The organism is Vibrio sp. Y10_XG_PY6 (genome assembly GCF_024181795.1).
GTDB lineage: Bacteria > Pseudomonadota > Gammaproteobacteria > Enterobacterales > Vibrionaceae > Vibrio > Vibrio diabolicus.
Genome location: NZ_JAMZAQ010000001.1, coordinates 1,816,163 through 1,841,474, shown reverse-complemented (window position 1 = coordinate 1,841,474; position 25,312 = coordinate 1,816,163). Strand labels below are relative to the sequence as shown.

The following is a 25,312-nucleotide window of genomic DNA, read 5'->3' as shown; positions in this document are numbered from 1 at the left end:
GTCGTATGAAATCAGTCTATGACTACATCATTGTTGGTGGCGGTATCGTTGGTGTGTCGACAGCATGGCAACTGCAGCAACGTCACCCAGACAAATCCATTTTATTGGTTGAGAAAGAGTCCGGTTTTGCCAAGCACCAAACCGGACACAATAGCGGCGTGATTCATGCCGGGGTGTACTACGCACCGGGCAGCTTAAAGGCGGATTTTTGTAAGCGTGGAGTAGAGCGAACCATTTCGTTCTGCGCCGAGCACGATATTCCGGTGGAGAACTGTGGCAAGTTACTGGTTGCGACCAACGAGCAAGAAGTCGAACGCATGAATGCCCTCTATGAGCGCTGCCATGTCAACGGCATCGACGTAAAGCTACTCGATGAAGTCCAACTCAAGCTGGCTGAACCAAACATCACAGGCTTGGGTGCGATTTATGTCAAAACCACCAGTATTGTCGATTATCGTTTGGTCACAGAGCAGATGGCGGAAGAGTTTAAAAAGCTCGGCGGTCAAATCAGCCTGAGAACCAAAGTGGTGGCTGCCGAAGAGAAGGATGAAGAAGTTCAACTGACCTGCATTTCAGACGGTCAAACGATGCAGCTTAATACCAAGTTCTTGGTTACTTGCAGCGGCTTGATGGCGGATCGCATGACTAAGATGATGGGTATTCCAACTGACTTTCAGATCATCCCTTATCGCGGTGAATACTACCGCTTAGATAGCAAACACGACCAAGTGGTGAATCATCTTATTTATCCAATTCCAGACCCTGATTTGCCATTCTTGGGCGTCCACCTAACTCGCATGATTGATGGCAGTGTGACTGTTGGTCCAAATGCGGTGCAAGGCTGGAAGCGAGAAGGGTACGATAAGGTCAACTTTAGCTTGCAAGATACCATGCAAATGCTCAGCTTCTCCGGTTTCTGGAAAGTGACACAAAAGCATCTAAAAACCGGACTGGATGAGTTTAAGAACTCTTGGTGGAAGCCGGGCTATCTCAAGTTGGTCAACAAATACTGCCCAAGCATCAAGGTGGAAGATCTCAAACCATATCCTGCGGGTATTCGTGCGCAAGCAGTGTTATCCGATGGCACTTTGGTTCATGACTTCTTGTTTGCAGAGAGCGCAAGAAGCTTGCATGTTTGCAACGCCCCCTCTCCCGCAGCGACATCGGCAATGCCCATTGGGGAGTACATTTGCGATAAAGTGAATGAAAAGATAGAGGCGAAAACGGTATAAAACAAAGGCGACGTAACTGTCGCCTTTGCTATATTTGAAGCGAGGTTTTATGACTCGCCTTATTTAGGGCAAAGTTCACCTTTCTTGGCGTGTCTTTCGATCATGTAATCGCCACGAGCGCTGTGTAAAACAATCGCATTCCAGACTTGGCCATCTTGCAACTCGAACTCAAATGCATAATGGGTTCCGCCGACCATTTTCGTTCTCACTTCATGAATCGCTTTCAACTTATCATCGGCATTCATTTGATAAAGCACCATGTTGAGTGAGCGTCTAGCGTCAGGAGTAGCTTGAGCAACTTGCCAATGGCCCTGATCGTCTGTTGTGGAGCAAATAGACCGCATTTTACTTTTCATGGCGGATGACATCTGCTTGTCTACGGCCAATGCATTTGGTGAAAACAGTAGACCTGTCAAAGGAATCAAAGTTGTCAGAATCTGCTTTAAGGTCATAAAAACACTCCGTTGCTTTACTCTTGCTTGAGTATAGACCTCAATGGCTTCAGATGTGGTGCAGTAGACTCTTGGCCTACAATATCGCAGCTCGTATCAGCGAACTGACGATAAACAAGGCGACCACGCTTGCCAGCCAAATGCCAATGAACCATAAAATAGGTTTTAGTTTCATTAGTGATATCCCTCTCCACGTTTCATCTTACCGCGGAAAACCCAATACGAATAAGCCGTGTAGGCTATGATCAGAGGAAGTAATACCACCGCACCGGCAAGTAAAAATGCCAAACTTTTATCTGGCGCGGCGACGTCTTGATAAGTGAGTGCGAATGGAACCAAGTAAGGAAATGTACTGACACCGAAACCCATCGCGGAAACAAGAAACAGGCCGATCGCAAGAACGTAGGCTCGGACGGCTTTGTGGTCGAGTAAGGCTTTGAATAGCTGCCAAATAAGTGCCGCTGCAATAATTGGTAAAATGAAAAACAGTAGCGAGTTTGGTAATGAGAACCAACGTTCAAATACGATATGTTGGCTCAATGGCAGCCACAAACTGGCGATGAATATACAGGCTACCATTGCTAGCCCCCATCGTCGCGCGACCACGTAGTAACGCCCCATCAGCTCTTCTGGAAGCTTGATTAATAACCAGCATGAACCAAGCAGAATATAAGCACAAACAAGCGCCAAGCCACAAAATACGCTAAATGGCGAAAGCCAATCAAACCATCCACCTACGTATGCTCGTTCACTAACTTCTATACCTTGGAGCAGGGTTCCAAGCATAATGCCTTGCATCAATGCCGCGGTGAGTGAACCAATGAAAAAAGCGCTATCCCATAAAAACTTTCCGCGTTGTGTTCGGAAGCGATACTCAAAAGAAACCCCGCGCAGAATTAACCCGAGCAGCATTAAAATCAGGGGAGCATAGAGTGCTGGCATAATGACCGCGTAGGCGAGGGGGAACACGGCAAAAAGCCCACCACCGCCAAGAACTAGCCAAGTTTCATTACCATCCCAAACAGGAGCGATGCTGTTCATCATCATGTCGCGCTCTTCATCGTCATTAGCGCTGAGGAATAGGATACCAATACCGAGATCAAAGCCATCTAACACGACATAAATCAGAACGGCGAGCCCAATCAAAGCGTACCAAATTAATGCGTAATCCATGAGTTAGCTCCTAGGTTAGATGGTTAGAATGTGTGATGGCATCGGTTTTCGTGCCATCAGGAAGTCGGCTGTCTAAGCCTTCTTCATAACGAGTTGGAGATTTGCGCATCAAACGCAGTAGATAGAAGAAGCCTGCTCCAAAAACCACAAAGTAAACCACGATGAACGCCGTCAGGGAGACGCTCACCGCGGCGGCATCAATAGGCGATGCCGAATTGGCTGTGGTTAAAAGACCGTACACGGTGTAAGGCTGGCGACCGACTTCGGTGGTTATCCAGCCTGCTAAAACTGCAATGAACCCCGCTGGGGCAAACAGGACACAAATACGTTGAAGTGCCCTTGAATCAAAAAGTTTGCGACGTTTTCTTAGCCATAGGCTCCACAAACCAATAACAAGCATGCCAAAACCAAGCGCGACCATTACTCGGAAAGACCAGAAAACGATAGAGACAGGAGGGTGTTCCTCCTCTGGAAAAGCATCTAATCCCTTCACTTCACCGTTGAGGTCATGAGTTAAAATCAAACTACCGAGTTTGGGGATTTCCAGTGCGTATTCCATACGTTTTTCTTCATCGTTAGGGATACCGAAGAGAATCAATGGCGCGCCTTGGTGAGACTCATAGTGCCCTTCCATCGCGGCAACTTTGGCGGGTTGATGTTCAAGGGTGTTTAAGCCGTGCATGTCTCCAGCAACGATTTGAATTGGCGTCACGATGGCTGCCATCCACATTGCCATCGAGAACATAATTCTGGCTAGTGGATTATGGTTTGCTTTTAGTAAGTGATAAGCGGCAACGCCCGCTACAACAAAGGCGGTAGTGAGGTAAGCCGCGAGCAACATATGGACGAGCCGATAAGGGAAGGAAGGGTTGAAGACAATCGCCCACCAATCTTCTGGGATAAACTGTCCGGCTTCGTTGATACTATAGCCCGCTGGTGTTTGCATCCAACTATTGACCGAAAGTATCCAAAACGCAGACAAAAACGTCCCGAATGCAACAATACAAGTCGCGGCGAAGTGAAGCTTCTTACCTACCTTATCCATACCGAAAAGCATCACGCCTAAAAAGCCCGCTTCGAGGAAAAACGCAGTAAAAACTTCATAACCCATTAGCGGGCCTAGGATTGGGCCTGTTTTGTCGGCAAACACGCTCCAGTTAGTACCGAATTGATAGCTCAACACGATGCCACTCACCACACCCATACCAAAACTGATGGCAAAGATTTTGAGCCAGTACTTATAGATTTGCATGTACTGTTTGTTGCCCGTTTTTAAGTACAAGCCCTCTAATACAGCGAGATAACTTGCCAAACCAATCGTAAAAGCTGGAAAAATAATGTGGAAAGAGACAGTAAAGGCAAATTGGAATCTGGCTAGGTCAATGGCGAGTGTGTCCATGAGCGGTCCCTTTTTCGTTGAATAAAACTGTTCGCCGGATTTAAAGAGGAGACAGAAGAGTGGCGAACAAGGTGAAATACGAAGAAGGAAGACGAAGAGATTAAAAAACGATCGCTTTTTACACATGTGCGTACCATCTTTTAGATAAAGGAGGAGCGTTATGAGCCTTAAACATTACTTTGAGAAAGCGACACCTAAGTTTGGTCCAGGTGGGAAGTATCACAAGTTCTACCCACTGTTCGAAGCTGTCGAAACCATTTTTTACACGCCTGGTAACGTAAACCAAGGCATGACTCACGTTCGAGATAGCATCGATTTAAAACGTATTATGATCATGGTGTGGCTGGCGGTCTTCCCTGCCATGTTCTGGGGTATGTACAACATAGGCCAGCAAGCGAGTGATGCCTTGTTGTATGGAATGGATCAAGCCTCAGCTCAGCAAGCGCTGGCTTCTTCATGGCAACTGAGTTGGGTATGGGGCTCGTTAGATGCGGTTTCACAAGCGGGGTGGGGAAGTAAAATGTGGCTTGGTGCTACTTACTTTCTCCCGGTTTATGCGACGGTGTTTATCGTTGGTGGTTTCTGGGAAGTTCTGTTTGCTATTGTGCGAAAGCATGAGGTGAACGAAGGTTTTTTTGTCAGCTCTATACTCTTTGCGCTGATCCTTCCTCCGACAATTCCACTGTGGCAAGCTGCTTTAGGTATCACTTTCGGTATTGTTGTGGCGAAGGAGATTTTCGGTGGTACTGGACGAAACTTCCTAAATCCAGCTTTAGCAGGGCGCGCGTTCTTATACTTTGCCTATCCTGCCAACATGTCCGGTGGTGCTGTGTGGGTCGCGGCTGATGGTTACTCTGGCGCTACTCCACTTAGCCAATGGTATGAAGGTGGGCAAAGTGCTTTGATAAATAATATGACAGGACAACCAATTTCATGGGGAGATGCTTTTGTTGGTAATTTACCAGGCTCGATGGGTGAAGTCTCCACGTTGTTGATCGCACTAACAGGCTTGGTTCTCATCTTTATGAAGATTGCATCGTGGAGAATTGTTGCGGGCGTGTTGGTCGGTTTAATCGGAGCTTCATTACTATTGAATGCGATCGGTTCAGACTCTAACCCTATGTTCTCCATGCCGTTCTACTGGCACTTCGTGATTGGTGGGGTTGCGTTTGGTACCTTCTTCATGGCGACAGACCCTGTCTCGGCAGCTTTTACCAATAACGGGAAATGGGCATACGGACTATTAATCGGCGTGATGACGATTTTTATCCGAGTACTGAACCCGGCTTATCCAGAAGGCATCATGTTAGCGATTCTATTTGCTAACTTATTCGCGCCACTTTTCGATTATTTAGTCAAAGAAAGTAATATCAAACGCAGAATGAAAAGGGCGAGACCTTCTTAAAATGAGGGTGACTTCACTGAAAGTTGATTGAAAACTGCACTATATTGAAAAGGTCAGAAACATGGGGTTTCTGGCTTTTTATTTTTATCAGGAGGACGAAGACGATGAGAATAAAGGATATTCTCGATAGCCGTTTGGTGCTGTCGTTCTGGTACAACCTAGACTACTGCTTGTCTCTTCTTAGTAAAATCTCTTCTCGTTGATTTCCTCAATGCAACCGCATTGAAAAGCATTTTATCTATTTGTTTTTTTAGTCTTACGTGATAGCGCGTAGGGCAATGCGTATAAGGAAATTAACAATGAAACGTATTCCAGAACCTTTCCGTATCAAAATGGTTGAGCCAATCAAAATGACCACTTTGGCAGACCGTGAAGTCGCGTTAAAAGAAGCGGGTTATAACCCATTTCTTCTTCGTAGTGATGATGTTTATATCGATTTGCTGACTGACTCTGGCACTGGTGCCATGAGTGATAATCAGTGGGCTGGCATCATGATGGGGGATGAATCCTATGCGGGTAGCCGAAATTACTACAACCTGTGTGATGCAGTAGAGCACTTCTTTGGTTACAAGCTCACCGTACCTGCGCACCAAGGGCGTGGTGCCGAGCAAATTTTGTTCCCAGCTTTGATTGAGCGTATGCGTCAGGTTCGTGGTGGTGAAACGCCAGTATTTATATCGAACTACCATTTTGATACCACCGCGGGTCACATCGAGCTCAATGGCGGTAAAGCGATTAACGTGGTAACGGAAGAAGCATTCGACACCACTACGCCTTATGATTGGAAGGGCAACTTTGATATCGATAAGCTGGTGGCAACAATTGAAGCGCACGGTTCACATAACATTTGTGCGATTATCACCACGATTACTTGTAATAGCTCCGGTGGTCAGCCTGTGTCGATGGAAAACATGCGCAGCGTGTACGAAATCGCAACCAAGTACGATATTCCGGTGGTGATTGACTCGGCTCGTTACTGTGAGAACGCCTACTTTATCAAGCAGCGTGAAGAAGGGTACGAAGGTAAAACAATTCTGGAAATCATTCGCGAGATGTATCAATACGGCGATATGCTCACCATGTCAGCTAAGAAAGACCCGATGGTAAACATTGGTGGCATGTGTTGTATTCGTGACCATAAGGAGTTGTTCCAGGCGGTGCAGACGCGCTGCGTACCCATGGAAGGATTTGTAACATACGGCGGTATGGCTGGGCGTGATATGGAAGCGCTCGCTCGCGGTTTGTATGAAGCCGCGGATGAGGATTTTCTTCACTATAGAATTAGCCAAGTTCAATACTTAGGTGAACGCTTACGTGAAGGCGGTATTCCGATTCAATACCCAACGGGAGGTCACGCGGTGTTTGTGGATGCCGCTAAGATTTTGCCACACATTCCAGCGGATCAGTTCCCTGCGCAGGTATTGTGTAATGCTTTGTACTTGGAGGCGGGTATTCGAGCAGTAGAGATAGGATCGTTGCTGCTTGGTCGAGATCCGGAAACGGGTAAACAAAAAGCGTCAGAGCTTGAGTTGATGCGTTTGACCATTCCACGTCGTGTCTATACAAACGATCATATGGATTACATTGCGGATGCGATTATCGAACTGAAAAATCGTGCACATGAGTTAAAAGGGCTCACTTTCGAGTATGAGCCACCAGTGCTGCGCCACTTTACTGCTCGGTTTAAAGAAATCGATTAGTTAAGGTTTGAATATAGAAAAACAAAAGGCCGCGAGTTTCGCGGCCTTTTCGATTTGTTTCTTCGCGTTACAGTTACGCCAACTCTAATGTGATGCGAACGAACTGATCGTCCTGGTACTGCACTTCATAATTGAATGTACCACTGGCGTAAATGCTGCCAAGGAAAAGTGAGCGTTGACTCATGGGTCCACGGAACAGCATCGAAATAGGAGCGATTAGGGCGTTATTATCATCGAAGTGCTGATTTAAGTTCTCAGAAAGCACACACAGCAAACAGCCGTGTTGGTCGTGAGATAAGTCGACGTCTTCCGGTCGAGATAATAATACGGTAGTCCCCAACTTCTTCTCAATCTCGTTAATCAACAGCAAGTAGCTATCTAGATCAGGTTGAGGGTTACTTGGTTTATCTGCACCTACGCAACGTTCGAGTAACGCTTCCAGATTTCCGTTCTCGCCTTTTGCCTGTTGAGTCAAAGACTTTAACGGCTTTTTAATCAGCTTATAGCGATTACTCTTCAGTTTTGGCTTCAGCCATTTCTGCAGTAAGTCGTTACGCTCTTTAAGGGAGAGACCATGTGAGGACGCGTGAATTTTAAAGTGAAGGTGCAATAAAGCGTGAACCGCAAGCTCACTCAGAAGTTGGTTAGCATCTGTAGACTGTCTTGCCTGCTTAGAACTTTGCATTACACTCGAACAAAATTAGGGAAGAAGGATAATGGTGCCGAGAGAGGGACTCGAACCCTCACACCAAAGGCACTAGCACCTCATGCTAGCGTGTCTACCAATTTCACCATCTCGGCATCATGATGCTCTGAATACTCAGAGGCCTCGAAAAGAAGCACCGCGAATTGTATAACCAAAATCCATCTGTTGGCGAGAGCAAAATGACGAATTTTGGATCTTTCGAGTTTGATTGCGTATTTATTGGTCACTTTTGCGTTTTTTACCATCAAAGTCTGTCCTTATGCCCTTACTTTTATTAACAGTATGACGACAAAAGAACGTTTTTGCCTAAATTTTGAACGCTTGAACGTTTGCGTAAATAAATGTGATGAATATCTCTTTTTGTTGGCTATACTTGCGTCCCGTTTAAGCGGGAATTAGGGTTTAGTTGTTCAGGACCCTTACCCATACAAGCCGTCACATGGAGCAGGCCAAGCAATACGCTCGCCAGCAGTGAATGACCCCACGGACCGGACCAGCTACGTTCAATTGCTTGTATAAGGTAAAAATAAGATGTCGAACTATTCGTTCTGTCTACATTCTGGATCTGAAGGCGAGTTATCACTCGCTGCGTTGTCCCTTTCTTCTGCCAATTCCTTTGGCTCTTTTTTCTTTTTCAACGTTCAGTAGGTCCAGCTCATGAGTGTTCTATTTAGTCTATTTGGTATTGTTGCACTGCTAGGTTGTGCTTTCCTACTTTCTGAGGGCCGTTCTTCCATTAATTGGAAAACCGTATCTCGCGCCTTGATGCTACAAATGGGATTTGCTGCCTTAGTGCTTTATTTCCCGTTAGGTCAGGCGGCGCTGGCGAGTTTAAGTAATGGTGTCGCGGGGCTACTCAGCTTTGCTGATGAGGGGATTAAATTCCTCTTTGGTGACCTCGCTTCTTCTGGCTTTATCTTCGCTATTCGTGTCCTTCCTATCATCATCTTCTTCAGTGCTCTTATCTCCGCCCTTTACTACTTGGGCATCATGCAAAAAGTGATTCAATTTATTGGCGGCGCTATCCAGAAGTTCTTGGGTACGAGTAAAGCAGAGTCTCTGGTTGCAACAGGTAACATTTTCTTATCTCAAGGCGAGTCCCCACTTCTTATTCGTCCATTTCTTTCGAACATGACTCGCTCTGAACTGTTTGCTGTGATGGCTGGTGGTATGGCTTCAGTGGCGGGTAGTGTGCTTGGTGGTTATGCCGGTTTAGGTGTCGACCTAAAATACTTGATTGCGGCAAGCTTTATGGCAGCTCCAGGTAGTTTGATGATGGCAAAAATCATTGTTCCTGAACGCCAAACGCCAAGCGATTACAACGATATTGAGCTAGATAAATCAGAAGAAAGCAACGTTATTGATGCGCTAGCAAGCGGTGCCATGGGCGGTATGAAAGTGGCCGTTGCTGTTGGTACTATGCTTATCGCTTTTGTTAGTGTTATCGCGATGGTGAACACGGGACTAGAAAACTTAGGTGACATACTTGGTTTCTCTGGTGTGACGCTACAAGCGATTTTTGGTTACTTGTTTGCACCTCTAGCGTGGTTGATTGGTGTGCCAAGCCACGAAATTCTTGCTGCGGGTTCATACATTGGTCAGAAAGTTGTGATGAACGAGTTTGTTGCGTTCATCGATTTTGTACAGCACAAAGCGACGCTGTCTGAGCATACTCAAGTCATCATCACTTTTGCGTTGTGTGGCTTTGCAAACATTGGTTCAATTGCTATTCAGCTGGGTTCTATCGGCGTGATGGCACCTGAGCGCCGCAAAGATGTAGCAAGTTTAGGCCTAAAAGCGGTTGCTGCTGGCACACTCGCTAACCTGATGAGTGCGTGTTTAGCGGGTATTTTCATCTCGCTCTAATTTAGATTGAAGATGCACACTAAAAAACCCGCCTAAATGGCGGGTTTTATTATTTCTAAGGCTTAGGTATTAAGCCGTAGGGTATTGATTTAAAAGCGTCAGGGTGCTCTTGATAAGTTGGCGCTTTATGTACCCCTTTCCAATCGAGCAGCATGATGGCTAGCACATTACGGTGCTCGCCGTACTTGAGATCAAAACTCCCATCGACCGATGGAATCATCCCTTTTTCAGCGTTGATTGCGTGACGAATAGCTTGGCGGGTTTTCTCGACGACCGGATCGTGATCCAAGCCTGCTAACAAAAACGAAATGCCGACTTCTGCAATCACGTCTTCTTTGGCGCGCAGTAGGATAGTGTCGATGTTGTTGCGAAAGTAATCATAAATCCATTGGTGTTTCTTTTCGCTTACTCGCTCCTGATAATACTGTGAATCGGCAAAGATGATGTGCGTCATCCCATAGAGTTTGTTCCAATACTGCTGAGCTGAAAGCATCTTATCTTTATCGTCGGGGTAGGTGTTACGGAAGGTTTGAGTGAATTCCTCAACCACATCTTGCTCGCCTAGCTGACGAAGCCAGTAGACTTGGTTTGCAAGCTGAGCTGCCCATGCTTCTATCATCTCTTTGTCCGTAACGTAACGCGAGAAATCGTAGCGCCTAATAATTTTTCTCAGCGTTTTGTCTTTCTTATGTTTCAGACCATATTCGTTTGCTCTTGCCATTGCGCCAAGCAAATCCACGCCAAGATAAAGATATTCAGGATGGTGCTTAGTGACGGTATAGCGTCGTTGCCCTCGCTCACTTTCTTTCTCTTGATACGCGGTCAGTCTTTGTGATGAATAAAGAATAATGTCTTCAGGTTCAACGACTTCATTAGCAAATCGGTTTAATCGGCTAGCTACTTGTGCCATGTCGGTCCAAACGGCAGCGTGATATTTCTCATCTAACGTCTGGCGGTACATGCGTAAGCCAAAGTGCCCCTCTTTAAACGCAGGTAAAGTGAACAGTTCCTGCTCGTAGGTACTACGAATCAACTGTGCTGATTGAGCATTATTTAGGAGCGGTATCTCTTCCTGTGATGCCTGAACAGCAAAGGTAAGTGAGCAAGATAGTAAGACCGCTAAGCTAAGAGGTTTGATACGCATAAATCCATTCCCTATGAAGTCCTGAATCTAAACCTACCATCAATATTAATTAAGAATGTAAAAGCTGAGTCAATAGTTAAAAATCTGTCGAAAAGTCAGATTGATACGTTCACCTTTGGTTTTCGCGGTTTTTGGTACACAGTGTTTCCAGTGATGTTGGAGCTCGCCAGCCATAACCAGTAAGGAGCCGTGAGAAAGCTCATATTCAATCTCAGTTTTACAATGTAAATTTCTGAGCAAAAATCGACGTGTTTCACCTAAATTCAAAGAGGCGATAACCGGGTTTCTACCTAGCTCTGGTTCATTGTCTTGGTGCCAGCCCATCGAATCTTGGCCGTGTCGGTATAGGTTGGCAAGTACAGAGTTGAAGGCTACATCCGCAATCGTCTCACAGCGCACTTTGAGCTGAGTTAACTCAGGAGTCCAAGGGTGAGGCTGCATGGTCAAGCCAGAGTAAGTATATGCTGCATCACCATGCCACGCTTGTAAACGAGGTTGAAGTACTGACTTGCCGAACATGGTAATGCGCTCTTGATGCCATGGCAGTGTTTTCAGAAGTTGGTCAAAGTAGTGATCCGCTTCTAGATGGCTAAGAAAGTAAGGATCGTAATAGAGTTTACCCCTTTCTACTTCTTGCCACTGAGTACCGCCAAATAAATCGCCTTGTTGATGCATCATCTCATACCTAAAACATAAAAAATTTTAATCACTGTTACCTTTCCGATTGGGATTGGTTATTCTTGTGATAATAAGAATTTTAACAATAAATAAAAATCTCGTAACGATATACGAGTTGTGGGGAGAAAATGCGTTATTTACCCAGAAAGCGATGCTATTTTGCATTGTTCTTCCTCAGTTTTTTCGCTTTATGCGTTGGGGTTATTGAGCTGTTGCATCGAAATCAGCAAGAGCTTCACCAAGAGCGAGTTCAAGTTGAGGCCAAAGAACAACTTTCCACCCTCCGTTCCAATTTGGAAGCGGTACTTATGGCGGATATCTATAAAGCCAGTACCTTGGCGACACTCATTACTTTACTGCCTAAAAACCAAGAAGACGAATTGAACATTGCGGCTCACCGCATCCTGAGCAAAAGCAAACATATTACGATCATTGGCATTGCGAAGAATGATGTTATCAGTCATATATTTCCACGCCAAGGTAATGAGCGTTTAATCGGCCTCGATTACCGAACGGTGCCACAGCAGTGGGTACAGGTGCAAAAAGCTAAGGATATACAAGAAATATTTATAGCAGGGCCTGTCAACTTGATTCAAGGCGGCAAAGGCTTGATCGTGCGGGTTCCGGTTTTTCTTGATCCACCGTTGAACCAAGATTATTGGGGTGTGATCAGTGCGGTGATTAATTTTGATGCTCTGATGCGAGAAACTGGCGTGATCGATTTCTCTTATCGCTATCCTTTGATGATTCGTGGTTACGACAGTGGCGGTGCTTTTGGTGACGTTTTCTTTGGCGCACTGAGTGAAACCAAAAAGCCATACGCGAAAGAAATGGTTCATTTTCCTTATGGTGGATGGAGTATGGTGGTTTTCTCCGGAGACAAACTCGACCATCAAATTCCTTGGCATCAGCTTTATTTAGCAAGGCTTATCGGTTATCCCATTGTTTTTGCACTGAGCCTCGCGCTTATTGCGATTTATCGCTTGTACACCATTGCGGATGATAGAGCACTGCATGATGAACTGACGCACTTACCAAACCGTCGCTATTTTATGAAGTTTTACAAGCAGCAGTTTGAAATAGCGAAACGTTACAAAAAGCGTTACAGCTTCGCCTTAATCAATATAGATCTGGATAGGTTTAAACATATTAACGATACCTATGGTCATGACGCAGGCGACAAGGTCTTAGTCGCTACGGCTGAAAGAGTGAAAAGCTCTCTGCGTAAATCAGATATTGTGGCCCGAATGGGAGGGGATGAGTTTTTAGTTGTCGTTCATAACCCTGGGACGGAAGAAAATGTTCAGTCTCTGCTACAAAAGCTCAGGTTAGCTTTATGTTCGACGCCCGTGATTTACGATGAAGCGCTCATCTACCTGAGAACCAGCATTGGGTACGCGATATTTGATCCGGACATGTCATCTCCAGAGCAAATGATGAAAATAGCCGATGAGAGAATGTATCAACAAAAACATGGCGGATGAACCTGAGCCCAGTTTCAATCAGGGCTTTGGAGCAGTGGTAAGGTTGAGAATCCGAAATCTCACCATCATTTGGGTATAAGAATATATGACTTTACATGTCAATAGACTCTTTGCTGAGAGAGTCATTATTAGCAGTGCATGAAGTGGCATATTTGCATGTTGTTGCATTTTGCAAATGCAGTTTGCGAAATTTATGGTCAATAAAGCAACGATATGCATCTGGATCTATTAAAAAACGGCCTTTTTAAAGTTGGCACGCATCGTGCTTTATCTAGAGTGACCCTTATTAAGCCGAGGGTCACCTAGCCAACTGACGTTGTTAGTGAATACACATTGTTCACAAGTATATACCGCCAATCACGATTATTGTGATTGGCGTTTTTTCTTTCTAGAGACCAATAATATTCACGTTGTCACCTGTCTCATCGGCTTCTCCGCACTTACTGTAACAACTAGGCTGCCTTGGACAAACGGCCCCTCTTGAGCAGATTAGCCTAGCTTGGGTTTGAATACCTCGTTCTATCCAATTGATGTTTAATATCTTAGCGATGGTTGTTAAGTCTTTTTTGATGTGGGGAGGAATTACACTACTTCCGCCGGAAGCGACACAAAGTGACTTCAGCTCTTCCGCAATAGAAACCGCATCACCACCTTGCGCAGAAATCGCAGGGTTTAAATCTATCCCCGCGCACAACACTCGGTTGTTCCCCGCAGGGTCAAATACGTTGACTGATTCACAACAGTAAATACGTGGCTCGTCGCCCACATTCAAAATCGAAATTTGCGCTGAACTGGTATTCAAAGGTTGGGCTAGACGTCTAAATACGGCCCAGTGTTGGCAAGGATCGTTCACTTTGCGCATATTGCCCCAAGGAAGCGGGATGCCATTTCCACGATATACCGCTTTCAACTTGCCCGGACCATAGGCATCAAAGTAGTGCCAATGAGGGTACGGAGAAACCACGGTCATACGACGCATCGCAACGGAAGGAGAAACGCCGGCCTTTTTGTGAACATCAATTTCGTAACCGGAACGGTCAAGCAACTGACGAAATGGTACTTTGGGGCAAAGCAGGGCACCAGCAAAAAAGCTGGACTCAAAATCGCGCCAAGCTTGTAGGATATCTTGCGAGTTGAGCTCAGAGTTGGAAACTGGGCTGTCCATTTGCTCCCAGTTGTTTTGATGCCCAATAGATAAAACGTTATTCATTGCATCACTGCTATGGAGCACGCGATGGCCGATGTATACCGCCAAGTCATATTTCAATCGGGTTGGGTAGTCACGCATTCGTTTATTGAGATAAATGGTACCAGGTGGCTCCATAAAAGACGTAATCAACTGTTTGGCGCTGACGCCCAGTTCATCAATCACATCCTGTGGTGCTCGGTCTACCCAGCGAATATCCAACCCCATGCTTTTCGCAATATCTATCAGATCTTCTACCGATAGATTCAGGCGTTTCAAGCCGACCTCTTCGGCAGCGCGTTCTAAATCAGGAAAATGGTTTTGATGGTTCTCTTGGTGCGCACGGATCAACAAGTGGGCGAATTGACGTCCAGTAATACCCGTTTGAGACAACATCTCTGGAATCGCGATTTGGAGAATATCATTGGAGAACAAAAAGCTTGGCTCCAATGCCATACCGTTGATACCGCCACGATTCCCTTTGTTGGGGGTAATGGCCTCTAATTCCGGTTCATCATCTAAAAACCACGTAGGATCTTTTTGAAAAACTTCCGCGATTACTTCGAGCATATCAATACTCGGAACGCGTTTTCCGCGCTCTATCATCGAAAGGTAAGATACCGACGGTGCGTACTCAGGATTGATCCTTACACAGCGTGCAGATAAATCCTCCATCGTTAAATGGTTGTTTTTCCTTAGGTTGCGAATTTTCGTACCTAGAAAATGGGACTGACGGATAAGGCTTTTTGACACAGACATTTTGTAAAATTCACATTGTAAAATTTTTGTTGTGAAATTGTAGTCAATATTTCGCTAGTCTACATAATAAGCAGGCAAGGAAATTAACCATCAACTTCACAGAATTGCCTGAAACTTAAACGAAGGAATTAAGTTTTTACTCTAGGACGAGTTTTTTTAAGTGCGAGGATATGACGATGAATATGCTGAACTTCGATAAAAAAGAGATGCAACAACAACAACGCCCATTTATCGCTGAAGCTGTATTTGCCGTCGAAGCGGTAAGTGCTGAGCAGCAGAGCGAGAAGCAAGTAAAAGCGAAGCAACTACTAGACCGCATGTTCCCATTGGAGAACGGGTCGCACCAAGATGTATCAAGTTACGTAATTGATTACCGCCATGTATTGGCTTACTTCAAAGACGGCACACACAGCGGCCTGAAAAGCCCAAAACACTTTGTGGCGTATACGGGTGAGAAAGAAGATCCAAAATCGATCTTGTTTAAAGACGATTCAGGTAACCACGTAGAAGTGCTATTTGGCTGTCATAAAGGCACTGGTTGTGTGGAGTTGATGGATATTGATGACATTCAACTGGAAACACGCACTACGTTTAATCCTGAACTAACGGGCAATGCGCCGACGGCGATGCGCCACTGGATCAGCCTAATCAAAGGCGACAAAAAAGGTAAGCCGATGGCATGCAGTGAAGATAAAGAATACACTGCGAAAAACGGTGACGACTATATTCTAAGCTACTGCTACAGTGTCGATTAAGATGTGAAGCGCCAGATAAATAGACCCCGCACTCAATAGTGCGGGGTTTTTATTCTATTTCGAAAAAGTCGGTCCTGTTAACCAAGCTTACATAACAAGTTGATTTAAATGGGCATCACGCGGTTACGACCGAGTTGTTTTGCCTCATAAAGTTGCTTATCGGCTTTATTGACCAGAGCTTCAGGCGTATCACCCACCTCATATTCTGCTACCCCAAAAGAAGCGGTAATGCTGTGAACTTGTGTACCAGAACGCTTATCTCTGATGCGCAGTTTTTCTATCATGCGGCGTAGGGTGTCTGCATATTGGCGAGCAATTCGCAGAGATTTATTGGGCACAATTAAAGCGAACTCTTCACCACCAAAACGATACGCACATATTCCATCTCGACAGCTTTGTTGTAGTCGACGGGCAATGGCTTTTAGTACTGTATCGCCGAAAAGGTGGCCGTAATTGTCGTTAAATGACTTGAAATGGTCTATATCAAGCATGATCAAGGTCATTGCTTGATTTGATGCGATAAGCGAAGACAGATCTTTATCAAAAGCTCGACGGTTGTAAAGGTTGGATAGACCATCAAATAATGCGTCTTGCTGTACTTCAGCCAGCTGATTTTTGAGGCGAGAAATTTCTTCACTCGCATTAGTTAATTGGCTATTCAAAAACTTTGTCGAGTGACGAATTTCGTGTGACTCTGCGACAAGTTGACGAATCACCACCATCACTTCTTCAATACTTAAGCTGTTGTCTTCAACTTTTTCTAGCTTATTAAAACTTTTGTCTACCATTTCAGAAAAGGAAGAAGTATCTGAAAGTGTATCGCTCATCGAGCTGGACACTTCATGCAGCAGAACTTCTACATTGGTTCTAAGATCTTCAAGGCTAGTTTCTGCTTTACTGGCAACATAGTTGTTATAAAGCTGTTTATTGGTTGCAGGCGGGCAGATACCGTAGTTTTCTAACACCGTATCCAACTCAAAGTTGAGTTCAGGAATGGTCTTGTCAACGTAGGTATACCAAAGCGCATAGTTGGCTGGCGTGGCAGCAACATGATTTTTGATCATTAGTGGGACCGCTTTTTTCAAATTAGCGGTCGATTTTTTAAACTCGTCGGTCATTTCTGCGATGGTACTAGCAAAATGGAATTGGACTTAGATTAACGGATATTAACCAATATCGCTTTAATTTTTATCATTTTTGCATGGTTTATATAAAAAATGAGTGATTAAGACCGTTATCAATATCGCCAAATTTTAATTTTATAAAATCTTAGTATGAAACATGCGCGAACGATGTTTTGGTGTTAAGGGCTCTAAGATGACCAGCCAATTGGTTTAGTGAGATTGTCAGTAACCTAATGATCGTAAAGCTCTATTGCCCGTACAACAACGAGTGGAATAAAAGACTTAGCGCTTAGGCTATTTGCAACAAGAACGCGGGACTCCGAGTTTACAAAAAACGAGTTTACAAAAAGAGGGTGCGACTTGGATAAGAAAATAGGACTGTATTGGTTCACTAATGACCTGCGTTTGCACGACAACCCGCTGTTGATAGACGCTTGTGCAGAAATGGATGAGTTAATTTGTTTGTATTGTCGCCCCTCGGTGACACCTTACTTGCAGCATTTTGCGCAGGAGACCTCTTTAGGGCGTGCGAAATTGCAGTTTCTCGAGGCATCGCTTAATGAACTTAATCAATCTTTAGCTAAATTGGGGCAACGATTATGGACGGTTGAACTGACGCCCTATCAAGCGATCAAATATGCCATCAGTCATTTCGGTATCACTCATATTTATGCTGATGCGTTTGCTGGTTCGGATGAGCAACAGGCTCTAGAGCGTGCAATTGAAGGCACTCCCCATGTGAACATCAAACAGCAAGCGATCCGCACTTTGTTGTGCGAAGAACAGTTGCCATTTGAATTAAGGCAACTGCCTGCGACCTTCACGAAATTTAGAAAGCAGGTCGAAGGTTTAGACCTCTCTCAACCTTACGAGAGCGTTCATGCTTTACCGCCAGAACCTTCAGGTATGAATTTTCCTACCGCCACGACATATTACTTTGACACGAAACCAGCATTTGATGGCGGAGAACTGAGCGGTCTTGAACATTGTCGACGCTATTTTGCTTCAAGTTTAGCGAGCGAATATAAACAGACGCGCAATGGGCTTGATGGGGTGGAGTATTCAACTAAACTTTCACCTTGGTTAGCTCATGGTTGCGTCTCTCCTACAATCATTTATGCCATGCTCAAACAATATGAGCGGAAGAACGGAGCAAATGATTCAACCTATTGGATCTATTTCGAGTTGTTGTGGCGGGAATACTTTTATTGGTACGCGAGAAAGTATCAACAGAAGTTGTTTCGATTTGGCGGTATCGCCAACCAGCCACCACTGACCAGTTTTTATGCGCAACGCTTTAAGCAGTGGAAGAAAGGCGAGGCACCTTTTCCAATCGTTAACGCATGTATGCATCAGCTTAATAAAACGGGTTATATGTCTAACCGAGGGCGCCAACTGGTCGCGAGTTGTCTGGTTCATGAACTCGGACTCGACTGGCGCTACGGTGCTGCTTATTTTGAAACTCAGTTGATTGATTACGATGTCGGCTCTAATTGGGGCAACTGGCAGTATTTGGCTGGTGTTGGCGCTGACCCACATGGCTCACGTCAGTTTAATCTAGAAAAGCAGACACAAACTTATGATCCAGATTTTTCATTTATCGACAAATGGCAGGGGAGATGCGTGGGCGTACATCTTGATAGTGTCGATATGGTGGATTGGCCGATTGCGCCAAAAAAAGAGAGCGGGAGATAACCAATGCATTACGAGACGGTTCGGCTCATTCTTGGTGACCAACTTAATAGCGAGCATTCGTGGTTTCAACGTGTAGACGATTCGGTGCTTTACCTTGTCGCTGAGTTAAAACAAGAAAATACTTACGTTACGCATCACATTCAAAAGGTGTGTGCTTTTTTCTCTGCGATGGCGAATTTTGCCAACGAGCTGCAGGAAGAAGGGCATCAAGTTTTGCACCTTACGTTGGATGACACACAATCTTTCGAGGATCTTGCGCAAGTCTTACAACACTACGTGAGTGAAGTTGGTGCATGTAAGTTTGAATATCAACGTCCCGACGAATACCGTTTACTAGAGCAGTTAGCCAAACTAAAGCTTGATGGGGTCGTGATGCGCAGCGTCGATTCGGAACACTTTTTGTTACCGTTTGAGGAAATAGAATCGCAGTTTCCCCAAGGTAAACACATCATGATGGAGCACTTTTATCGCCGTATGCGTAAGCGTTTCAACATTTTGATGCAAGACGGTAAGCCTATTGGTGGAAAGTGGAACTACGACGCCAATAACCGAAATAAACTTAAAGCAAAAGACATTGAACAGCTGCCAAAGCCATTAATGTTTAGTCATGACGTCAGTGATATTGTCGAGCGCTTAGGTCGGCACAACATTCAAACCATAGGTAAATTAAATGGTGATTTACTTTGGCCAGTAAATCGCTCTCAAAGCTTGTCTTTACTCGCGCATTTTTGTCAGGTCTGTTTGCCATTGTTTGGTCGTTTTCAAGACGCCATGACAGGTCAGCACGAGGCTAAATGGAGCTTGTATCACAGCCGGATTTCGTTCTCGCTGAACAGCAAGCTGCTGAATCCGCGAGAGGTGATTGACGCTTCACTTAAGGCATTTCATGCCAATGCCGACATAGACATTTCTCAAGTAGAAGGTTTTATTCGTCAGATCTTGGGATGGCGAGAGTACATCAGAGGCGTTTATTGGGCGAACATGCCTCATTACCCGAAAAAGAATGAACTGGAAGCGAGTAGAAAGCTGCCAGACTTCTTCTGGAACGGCGAAACCAAAATGGCCTGTATGCGCAACGCGATTGGCCAGTCTCTTGATTACGCTTACGCGCACCACATTCAGCGCTTGATGGTAACCGGTAACTTTTGTTTATTAACCGAGATCGACCCAGACCAAGTGGATGAGTGGTATCTCGGTATCTATGTTGATGCGATTGAATGGGTCGAAATGCCGAACACACGTGGCATGGCATTGTTTGCGGATGGCGGCATTGTTGGCACCAAACCTTACGCGGCGAGTGGTTCTTACATCAACAAAATGAGCGACTACTGTAAGGGTTGCCACTACGACAATAAGGCTAGGAGCGGGGAAGGATCGTGTCCGTTTAACAGCTTGTATTGGCGCTTTATGAACAAACACGACAAACGCTTAGCAACGAATCCACGTATAGGGATGATTTTCCGATCTTGGGACAATATGGAAGAGCAGCAACGCCAAGCGATATTAGATACCGCAGAGCACTATATGGAAAACTTGGAGAGCTTGTAATGGACATACTGATCGTTGGTGGAAATGGCGGCATTGGATTGGCGATGGTTCAACAAGCGCTAGTTCGCTTTCCCCAAGCTCGCGTGCATGCCACTTATCGTAATCACCAACCAGATTGGCAACACCCAAATGTATTTTGGCATCAAGTGGATGTATCGCAGGACGAGCAGGTGAAAGCACTCAGTGAGCAGATTGAACATGTTGATTGGTTGGTGAACTGCGTTGGTATGTTGCACACCCAAGATAAAGGTCCTGAGAAGAATCTTAGCTCGCTCGACGCAGACTTTTTTCAGCAAACCATCTTGGTTAATACTTTGCCGAGTTTACTGTTGGCGAAATACTTCACGCCCAAGTTAAAACGCAGTGCCAACCCTAAGTTTGCGACCATTTCGGCCAAAGTTGGCAGTATTAGTGATAATCACTTAGGCGGTTGGTACAGCTATCGTGCATCGAAAGCCGCGTTAAATATGTTCCTCAAAACCATGTCGATTGAATGGCGGAGAATGGTCAAACACGGGACTGTACTCGCTCTTCACCCAGGCACAACAGATACGGCTTTGTCGGCACCTTTTCAAGCGAATGTACCTGAAGGAAAGCTGTTTAGCCCAGAGCGTGTCGCGCGAGACTTATGGGGATTGATTGACAAAGCAACCCCGCAGGATAGCGGGGCATTTTGGGCTTATGATGGTGCCTTGTTACCTTGGTGAAGCGCTGCTTGGTCTGAGCCACGTTACCTTGGAAAATAAGGCTAGCAGTGCGACATAAAGTTTTTGTGGTTCTAACTTTTGACTGATTTGTTTCTTCGGCAGCGCTCAGAACAGTAAACGACTTCGTCCCAATTTCTTGCCCATTTCTTTCTCCAAGAAAATGGGCGATGGCAAACAGAGCAGATTTTGGTTGGTAATTGTGTTTTAAAACCTTTCATCTGGTACTCCGCATTCGCCATCGTATGCCCTTGAAGTTGAATGAGTACGAACTATTTATCAAAGAGATACAGATACTCTTCATACCCCTGCGTTTTCATTTCACTTACAGGTACAAATTTCATTGCCGCAGAGTTCATGCAGTAGCGTAATCCTGTTGGCTTCGGACCGTCTTTAAAAACATGACCAAGGTGAGAATCACCAAACTTACTGCGAACTTCCGTTCTTGGATAAATCAGCTTGTAATCGGTTTTTTCAACGATGTAACCTGGGTTGATTGGCTTAGTGAAACTTGGCCAACCCGTCCCCGATTTGTATTTATCGGTAGAAGAAAACAACGGCTCACCAGTTACAATATCAACGTAAATCCCCGCTTCTTTGTTGTCCCAATATTCGTTGTCGAACGGACGTTCGGTGCCTTCTTCTTGTGTTACGTAGTATTGCAACTCCGTTAAGTTTGATTTGATCTCGGACTTAGCAGGCTTACTGTACTCTTTCACTTTTGATAGCAACTTTTTTTCTTCGATCAACTGACGAAGCGTTTTTGGGGTCTCTTTACGATCATCACCAAATACTTCATCCAAGTATTTATCTCGACCAGACGCATAGCGGTAATACTTATACTTTAAGCTGCTCTTTTTGTAGTAGTCTTGGTGATACTCTTCTGCGGGATAAAACTTTTCAAACTCGATCAATTCTGTTTTCAACGGTTTTGGATAGATCATCGCCTTGTCGATTTCCATTATAAACTGTTCTGCGATCTGCTTTTGCTCAGCGTTATGATAGAAAATAGCAGGGCGATACTGTGGGCCACGGTCGACAAAAGAGCCTTTATCGTCAGTAGGATCGATATGACGGAAAAAGTAGTCCAACACTTGCTCGTAACTAACCACTTTAGGATCGTACTTAACTTCGATCACTTCTATGTGACCGGATTTACCTGATGAAACTTGGCGATAAGTTGGGTTTTCAACATGACCACCAGAATAGCCTGATACGACATCGACTACGCCAGTCAACTGTTCCAAATCCGATTCTGTACACCAGAAACAGCCGCCAGCTAGTGTGGCGATTTCTGCATTCTCTGAAGCCTTCATCTTATCCATCGTATCGGCGGTGCCTGTTTTACTCAAAAGTAGAAACAAGACAGGAAGTGCGAAAGAGAATCCGACCAATAACTTAGATATATTCTTCATAGCTACCTCAACGTTGTTTTTCGTAGAAAGTGTTATTGAAATAAAAAGTGTTACGTATAGAGAAAGGCAACCGAGCGAAAAAATTACAGCAATGTTGAAAATTCCGTTGCCCTTTTATGCGAGAAAGCTAAAGTATTGACACGAAATACACCGCTTGATAGGGCAACGATGTCTTCAACGAGCGATGCTAAATGAGGTAAATCATGCAAGCAGAAGTTAAATGGGTAGAAGATTTTAAATTCCTTGGGCAATCTCAGTCGGGTCACTCCGTAGTGATGGATGGCAATGGCGGTGCAACGGCACCAAGCCCAATGGAGATGGTTGAACTATTTGTACAGTAAGGTAAAATGATGTAAATACAGCGAGTTAGCGAATCATTTTATGAAGCCAACAATCATTACTTATCTGCGATATTCGAGCAAACAGCAAGCTGATGGTCTATCAGAATTTCGACAAAGTGAAATCAATAGGAAGTTCGTAGAGAAGTTTTGTGAAGAGCATGGTGTTGACTTAAATGAAGTTATATCGTTAAAAGACTTAGGTGTAAGCGCATATCGTGGCTTAAACCTAACACTTGGCTCGTTCAGCCAAACTATCAAGAAATTTAAGTCTGGTGAGATCAAGAAAAGGTTTAACGAAGATGGTGAAATTAACACTTATCTGATTGTCGAAAGTTTAGATCGGATTACTCGAACTGGCCCCTTCAAATCTACCCAAATTTTCACTGAATTGCTCGAATATACAAACATCGTAGTTTTGGCTGACGGTGAAAAGAAAATCTATTCTAAAAAATCTATAGACTCCACGCATGGGATGATGGATCTCTTCATGGCTTTGATCAGCTTGCAGCGTTCGCACACTGAATCACTGATGAAAGAATACCGTTCGAGAAAGTCATGGGAAAAGAAGCGTGAAGATTTGCTTAACTACTTCACCTTACCAGAAGACGAAAGGGAAGGCCTTGAACGACCAAAAAATGCTACTGCTATGTGTCCGTTCTGGCTAACCGCGAAGAAAGACGGTCGCGGTTACGATTTCATTCCTGAAAACAAGAAAGTGATGGATTTTCTGATTGAAAAGCTGTTAGACGGTAACGGAATGACAAGGGCTGTACGTCTTCTCAACGATGAGATAGACAATGGCAATCTAAAGCCTAAGTTGAAAAAGGCAAACCGAAAAACTCGACATTTTAGAGCTGCTGCTTATAGCGGTTTGTTTAACTCGGTGATCTCAACTGTTAAAGGTGATTATCTCTTAACAGAATCTTACTATCCGACTGAAGATGATGTGGAACAAGGCAAGTATCCAGAAAAGCATTTGGGTAAACGTGTAAGAAAAGAAGTCGCTGTTTTAAAGAATTACTATCCAGCGTTAATGACAGAAAGCCAAGCGGCATACATTCGTAAAATGATGGATGAAAGACGCACTTCTGGTACAAAACCGAATAAAAGCATTAAGAATCTTGCACAGGGCATTCTACGTTGTCCTTATTGCAATAGTACATACATTAAGAGCAAAGATAGGCGAAACGTATACTTGCGCTGTAACTTAGCACGAGAAGGCTTGTGTAACGCAAAAGTGATTAAGCATGATGTGTTTGAGCATAACCTGCTTCAATTCTGCAAAGGTTTAAACATCAACAAAATCATTTCAAACCAAGCAAGTGATCAAGTTCTTGATAGTTCACTTAAAGAGCTTGAACAAAAAATGATACCTTTAAAAGTTAGAAAATCTGAACTTGAAGATGATATTGAGCAGATTGTTAAGAACATCAGTAGTATAAAAATACCGTCTTTACTTGAAAAAATTCAAGATGATTATCTGGCAAAAGAAAATGAATTGAAAAAAGTTGTTCAGGAAATTGATCTAATTGAAACATCAATCATGAAACTTCAACAGCAAATCGCTATGTCAGATGGTGATAATTCGCTGCAAGAGCTGATCGACTTGACTCTTGATGAAAACGCTGATGATGAGATTAGACAACGCTTCAATGTTGAATTGAAGAAAGTAGTCAAGAGCATGACTGTGCTGTATCGAGATACTGAAGATAATCCTTTTGGTTATCATATGATTTCAATTCAGTTTTTAGACGGTGTTCACCGACTTATCCCTGCTCATGAAAAAATGACTGACAAAATACATAACATTTTGCCTTATCAGGATGCTGTCAAAGTAGACTCAGTTGATTTCTCTGAAACGGTTATCTTACCAACAGACTACCTTGAGGGGCTTGAAAGCGGTAAGTATCCACATTTAGATGGAATGGCGAAGTACTACCAAGAAAACCCAGCTAAATATCTGAAACTAAAACACCAAATCGACCAGTCGCAAGAGATTTACGAGTAAAATTTTAACTGCGTGAAGTAAAGGGATTGTTGGAGCAATACTCCGTCAATCCTTTTTATCTATTTGATATAAAAGGAAATTATGAAATTGTTTTTAAAAATGCAAAAATAAACCTTGACATTTGCTAAAAATAAATATTGACATTTCATTCTGATTAATGTTACTATTCTCACCGTTGAAAGAGCTAATCACTTTTTCTTCCTCTCAAAATTGATAGTCGTGGTGCGCCACTTCTACCTCCAAAATATTAAGCAAGAACGGCTTATCTGCAATGTGCAGATTCATGTTCAACAATCTAAAAAGCACTCTTTCCGCAAGGATCATCGTTCGCTTTGTTCATTCAAATTGCAGGGATAGATCTATCTGCTGAATAGGAACTACGTCTTAGTTGTTGTCATACCGTCCTCTTATTGCTTGCTGATAACCAGTATCGCTGTGCTTTTGTTGGCAGTGATAGTCGGTTTTCACCATAACATAAAGAACAAACTTAATATTTACGCCCACTGGGTGGGGCTTTTTGCACCCTAAATTAATCTAA

21 protein-coding genes, 1 tRNA gene and 1 pseudogene are annotated in these 25,312 nt (G+C 44.2%); 11 read left to right on the top strand and 12 right to left on the bottom strand.

What is annotated here, in order from left to right:
* Positions 1 to 5 precede the first annotated feature (5 nt).
* Positions 6 to 1,232, top strand: coding sequence for an L-2-hydroxyglutarate oxidase (gene lhgO / locus NL644_RS08015; RefSeq protein ID WP_164665364.1), 1,227 nt, complete (start codon positions 6 to 8; stop codon positions 1,230 to 1,232).
* A 59-nt stretch (positions 1,233 to 1,291) separates the two neighbouring features.
* Here lhgO and NL644_RS08010 read toward each other — a convergent pair whose 3' ends face one another.
* From NL644_RS08010 to NL644_RS08000, 4 genes are all read right to left on the bottom strand, one after another.
* Positions 1,292 to 1,684, bottom strand: coding sequence for a cystatin (locus NL644_RS08010; protein WP_253658279.1), 393 nt, complete (start codon positions 1,682 to 1,684; stop codon positions 1,292 to 1,294).
* A 76-nt stretch (positions 1,685 to 1,760) separates the two neighbouring features.
* The gene (locus NL644_RS23095) at positions 1,761 to 1,859 is read right to left on the bottom strand and encodes a DUF2474 family protein (RefSeq protein ID WP_080955913.1); all 99 of its coding nucleotides are present in this window, start codon (positions 1,857 to 1,859) and stop codon (positions 1,761 to 1,763) included.
* Positions 1,859 to 2,857: a cytochrome d ubiquinol oxidase subunit II gene (gene cydB, locus NL644_RS08005; RefSeq protein ID WP_253658278.1), complete on the bottom strand. Its 999-nt coding sequence runs from the start codon at positions 2,855 to 2,857 to the stop codon at positions 1,859 to 1,861. Before cydB ends, NL644_RS23095 begins: the two co-directional genes overlap by 1 nt.
* A 10-nt stretch (positions 2,858 to 2,867) precedes the next feature.
* On the bottom strand, positions 2,868 to 4,256 hold the full coding sequence (locus NL644_RS08000) for a cytochrome ubiquinol oxidase subunit I (protein ID WP_017635517.1): 1,389 nt from the start codon (positions 4,254 to 4,256) through the stop codon (positions 2,868 to 2,870).
* A gap of 160 nt (positions 4,257 to 4,416) precedes the next feature.
* Here NL644_RS08000 and NL644_RS07995 point away from each other — a divergent pair, with 160 nt between their 5' ends.
* Together NL644_RS07995 and NL644_RS07990 are read left to right on the top strand one after the other, a co-directional pair.
* Positions 4,417 to 5,661 (top strand): NADH:ubiquinone reductase (Na(+)-transporting) subunit B, encoded by a 1,245-nt coding sequence (locus NL644_RS07995; protein WP_253658277.1) that lies wholly within the window; start codon positions 4,417 to 4,419, stop codon positions 5,659 to 5,661.
* Between the two features lie 299 nt (positions 5,662 to 5,960).
* Positions 5,961 to 7,361 (top strand): tryptophanase, encoded by a 1,401-nt coding sequence (locus tag NL644_RS07990; protein WP_253658276.1) that lies wholly within the window; start codon positions 5,961 to 5,963, stop codon positions 7,359 to 7,361.
* A 73-nt stretch (positions 7,362 to 7,434) separates the two neighbouring features.
* Here NL644_RS07990 and NL644_RS07985 read toward each other — a convergent pair whose 3' ends face one another.
* Together NL644_RS07985 and NL644_RS07980 are read right to left on the bottom strand one after the other, a co-directional pair.
* Positions 7,435 to 8,046: a DUF2913 family protein gene (locus NL644_RS07985; RefSeq protein WP_005374167.1), complete on the bottom strand. Its 612-nt coding sequence runs from the start codon at positions 8,044 to 8,046 to the stop codon at positions 7,435 to 7,437.
* Between the two features lie 32 nt (positions 8,047 to 8,078).
* A tRNA-Leu gene (locus NL644_RS07980) sits at positions 8,079 to 8,162 on the bottom strand.
* 562 nt (positions 8,163 to 8,724) lie between these two features.
* On the opposite strand from NL644_RS07980, the gene NL644_RS07975 reads away from it, so the two are divergent.
* On the top strand, positions 8,725 to 9,933 hold the full coding sequence (locus NL644_RS07975) for a NupC/NupG family nucleoside CNT transporter (RefSeq protein ID WP_005393641.1): 1,209 nt from the start codon (positions 8,725 to 8,727) through the stop codon (positions 9,931 to 9,933).
* Positions 9,934 to 9,988: 55 nt separating this feature from the next.
* Here NL644_RS07975 and NL644_RS07970 read toward each other — a convergent pair whose 3' ends face one another.
* Together NL644_RS07970 and NL644_RS07965 are read right to left on the bottom strand one after the other, a co-directional pair.
* Positions 9,989 to 11,077 (bottom strand): DUF3541 domain-containing protein, encoded by a 1,089-nt coding sequence (locus tag NL644_RS07970; RefSeq protein ID WP_253658275.1) that lies wholly within the window; start codon positions 11,075 to 11,077, stop codon positions 9,989 to 9,991.
* 69 nt (positions 11,078 to 11,146) lie between these two features.
* Positions 11,147 to 11,752: an alpha-ketoglutarate-dependent dioxygenase AlkB gene (locus tag NL644_RS07965; protein WP_253658309.1), complete on the bottom strand. Its 606-nt coding sequence runs from the start codon at positions 11,750 to 11,752 to the stop codon at positions 11,147 to 11,149.
* Between the two features lie 131 nt (positions 11,753 to 11,883).
* Between NL644_RS07965 and NL644_RS07960 the strand changes: the two genes are divergently transcribed.
* Positions 11,884 to 13,239 carry a diguanylate cyclase gene (locus NL644_RS07960; protein WP_253658274.1) on the top strand — a complete coding sequence of 452 codons (1,356 nt, stop codon included), beginning with the start codon at positions 11,884 to 11,886 and terminating at the stop codon, positions 13,237 to 13,239.
* A 388-nt stretch (positions 13,240 to 13,627) separates the two neighbouring features.
* On the opposite strand, the gene NL644_RS07955 is transcribed toward NL644_RS07960, so the two are convergent.
* Positions 13,628 to 15,184, bottom strand: a complete 1,557-nt coding sequence (locus NL644_RS07955) for a DUF3612 domain-containing protein (RefSeq protein WP_253658273.1) — start codon at positions 15,182 to 15,184, stop codon at positions 13,628 to 13,630.
* A 176-nt stretch (positions 15,185 to 15,360) separates the two neighbouring features.
* Between NL644_RS07955 and NL644_RS07950 the strand changes: the two genes are divergently transcribed.
* On the top strand, positions 15,361 to 15,939 hold the full coding sequence (locus tag NL644_RS07950) for a malate synthase (protein WP_005393653.1): 579 nt from the start codon (positions 15,361 to 15,363) through the stop codon (positions 15,937 to 15,939).
* Between the two features lie 104 nt (positions 15,940 to 16,043).
* Here the strand turns inward: NL644_RS07950 and NL644_RS07945 are convergent, their stop codons facing one another.
* The gene (locus tag NL644_RS07945) at positions 16,044 to 17,057 is read right to left on the bottom strand and encodes a GGDEF domain-containing protein (RefSeq protein ID WP_005393654.1); all 1,014 of its coding nucleotides are present in this window, start codon (positions 17,055 to 17,057) and stop codon (positions 16,044 to 16,046) included.
* A 366-nt stretch (positions 17,058 to 17,423) separates the two neighbouring features.
* Between NL644_RS07945 and NL644_RS07940 the strand changes: the two genes are divergently transcribed.
* The 3 genes from NL644_RS07940 to NL644_RS07930 are packed head-to-tail and all read left to right on the top strand — an operon-like array spanning position 17,424 to position 21,013.
* Complete coding sequence (locus tag NL644_RS07940) at positions 17,424 to 18,758, top strand: DASH family cryptochrome (RefSeq protein ID WP_253658272.1); 1,335 nt, start codon at positions 17,424 to 17,426, stop codon at positions 18,756 to 18,758.
* Between the two features lie 3 nt (positions 18,759 to 18,761).
* The gene (locus tag NL644_RS07935) at positions 18,762 to 20,306 is read left to right on the top strand and encodes a cryptochrome/photolyase family protein (RefSeq protein WP_253658271.1); all 1,545 of its coding nucleotides are present in this window, start codon (positions 18,762 to 18,764) and stop codon (positions 20,304 to 20,306) included.
* Entirely contained in the window at positions 20,306 to 21,013 is a 708-nt protein-coding gene (locus tag NL644_RS07930; protein ID WP_161444970.1) for an SDR family oxidoreductase, read from the top strand. The genes NL644_RS07935 and NL644_RS07930 overlap by 1 nt, the downstream gene beginning before the upstream one ends.
* 71 nt (positions 21,014 to 21,084) lie before the next feature.
* On the opposite strand, the gene NL644_RS07925 is transcribed toward NL644_RS07930, so the two are convergent.
* Positions 21,085 to 21,231, bottom strand: a complete 147-nt coding sequence (locus tag NL644_RS07925) for a DUF2256 domain-containing protein (protein ID WP_074189751.1) — start codon at positions 21,229 to 21,231, stop codon at positions 21,085 to 21,087.
* A 51-nt stretch (positions 21,232 to 21,282) separates the two neighbouring features.
* Positions 21,283 to 22,425, bottom strand: a complete 1,143-nt coding sequence (gene msrB, locus NL644_RS07920; RefSeq protein WP_047007986.1) for a peptide-methionine (R)-S-oxide reductase MsrB — start codon at positions 22,423 to 22,425, stop codon at positions 21,283 to 21,285.
* 203 nt (positions 22,426 to 22,628) lie between these two features.
* On the opposite strand from msrB, the pseudogene NL644_RS07915 reads away from it, so the two are divergent.
* Together NL644_RS07915 and NL644_RS07910 are read left to right on the top strand one after the other, a co-directional pair.
* Positions 22,629 to 22,748 (top strand): annotated as a pseudogene (locus tag NL644_RS07915) (osmotically inducible protein OsmC); the annotation flags it as partial.
* Between the two features lie 58 nt (positions 22,749 to 22,806).
* Positions 22,807 to 24,774, top strand: a complete 1,968-nt coding sequence (locus NL644_RS07910; protein ID WP_253658270.1) for a recombinase family protein — start codon at positions 22,807 to 22,809, stop codon at positions 24,772 to 24,774.
* The last annotated feature ends 538 nt before the right edge of the window (positions 24,775 to 25,312 follow it).

Excerpts from the sequence above, each read along its gene's own strand:
- lhgO (WP_164665364.1), top strand. The coding sequence starts at position 6 with ATGAAATCAGTCTATGACTACATCATTGTTGGTGGCGGTATCGTTGGT.
- NL644_RS08010 (WP_253658279.1), bottom strand. The coding sequence starts at position 1,684 with ATGACCTTAAAGCAGATTCTGACAACTTTGATTCCTTTGACAGGTCTA.
- NL644_RS23095 (WP_080955913.1), bottom strand. The coding sequence starts at position 1,859 with ATGAAACTAAAACCTATTTTATGGTTCATTGGCATTTGGCTGGCAAGC.
- cydB (WP_253658278.1), bottom strand. The coding sequence starts at position 2,857 with ATGGATTACGCATTAATTTGGTACGCTTTGATTGGGCTCGCCGTTCTG.
- NL644_RS08000 (WP_017635517.1), bottom strand. The coding sequence starts at position 4,256 with ATGGACACACTCGCCATTGACCTAGCCAGATTCCAATTTGCCTTTACT.
- NL644_RS07995 (WP_253658277.1), top strand. The coding sequence starts at position 4,417 with ATGAGCCTTAAACATTACTTTGAGAAAGCGACACCTAAGTTTGGTCCA.
- NL644_RS07990 (WP_253658276.1), top strand. The coding sequence starts at position 5,961 with ATGAAACGTATTCCAGAACCTTTCCGTATCAAAATGGTTGAGCCAATC.
- NL644_RS07985 (WP_005374167.1), bottom strand. The coding sequence starts at position 8,046 with ATGCAAAGTTCTAAGCAGGCAAGACAGTCTACAGATGCTAACCAACTT.
- NL644_RS07975 (WP_005393641.1), top strand. The coding sequence starts at position 8,725 with ATGAGTGTTCTATTTAGTCTATTTGGTATTGTTGCACTGCTAGGTTGT.
- NL644_RS07970 (WP_253658275.1), bottom strand. The coding sequence starts at position 11,077 with ATGCGTATCAAACCTCTTAGCTTAGCGGTCTTACTATCTTGCTCACTT.
- NL644_RS07965 (WP_253658309.1), bottom strand. The coding sequence starts at position 11,752 with ATGCATCAACAAGGCGATTTATTTGGCGGTACTCAGTGGCAAGAAGTA.
- NL644_RS07960 (WP_253658274.1), top strand. The coding sequence starts at position 11,884 with ATGCGTTATTTACCCAGAAAGCGATGCTATTTTGCATTGTTCTTCCTC.
- NL644_RS07955 (WP_253658273.1), bottom strand. The coding sequence starts at position 15,184 with ATGTCTGTGTCAAAAAGCCTTATCCGTCAGTCCCATTTTCTAGGTACG.
- NL644_RS07950 (WP_005393653.1), top strand. The coding sequence starts at position 15,361 with ATGAATATGCTGAACTTCGATAAAAAAGAGATGCAACAACAACAACGC.
- NL644_RS07945 (WP_005393654.1), bottom strand. The coding sequence starts at position 17,057 with ATGACCGACGAGTTTAAAAAATCGACCGCTAATTTGAAAAAAGCGGTC.
- NL644_RS07935 (WP_253658271.1), top strand. The coding sequence starts at position 18,762 with ATGCATTACGAGACGGTTCGGCTCATTCTTGGTGACCAACTTAATAGC.
- NL644_RS07930 (WP_161444970.1), top strand. The coding sequence starts at position 20,306 with ATGGACATACTGATCGTTGGTGGAAATGGCGGCATTGGATTGGCGATG.
- NL644_RS07925 (WP_074189751.1), bottom strand. The coding sequence starts at position 21,231 with ATGAAAGGTTTTAAAACACAATTACCAACCAAAATCTGCTCTGTTTGC.
- msrB (WP_047007986.1), bottom strand. The coding sequence starts at position 22,425 with ATGAAGAATATATCTAAGTTATTGGTCGGATTCTCTTTCGCACTTCCT.
- NL644_RS07910 (WP_253658270.1), top strand. The coding sequence starts at position 22,807 with ATGAAGCCAACAATCATTACTTATCTGCGATATTCGAGCAAACAGCAA.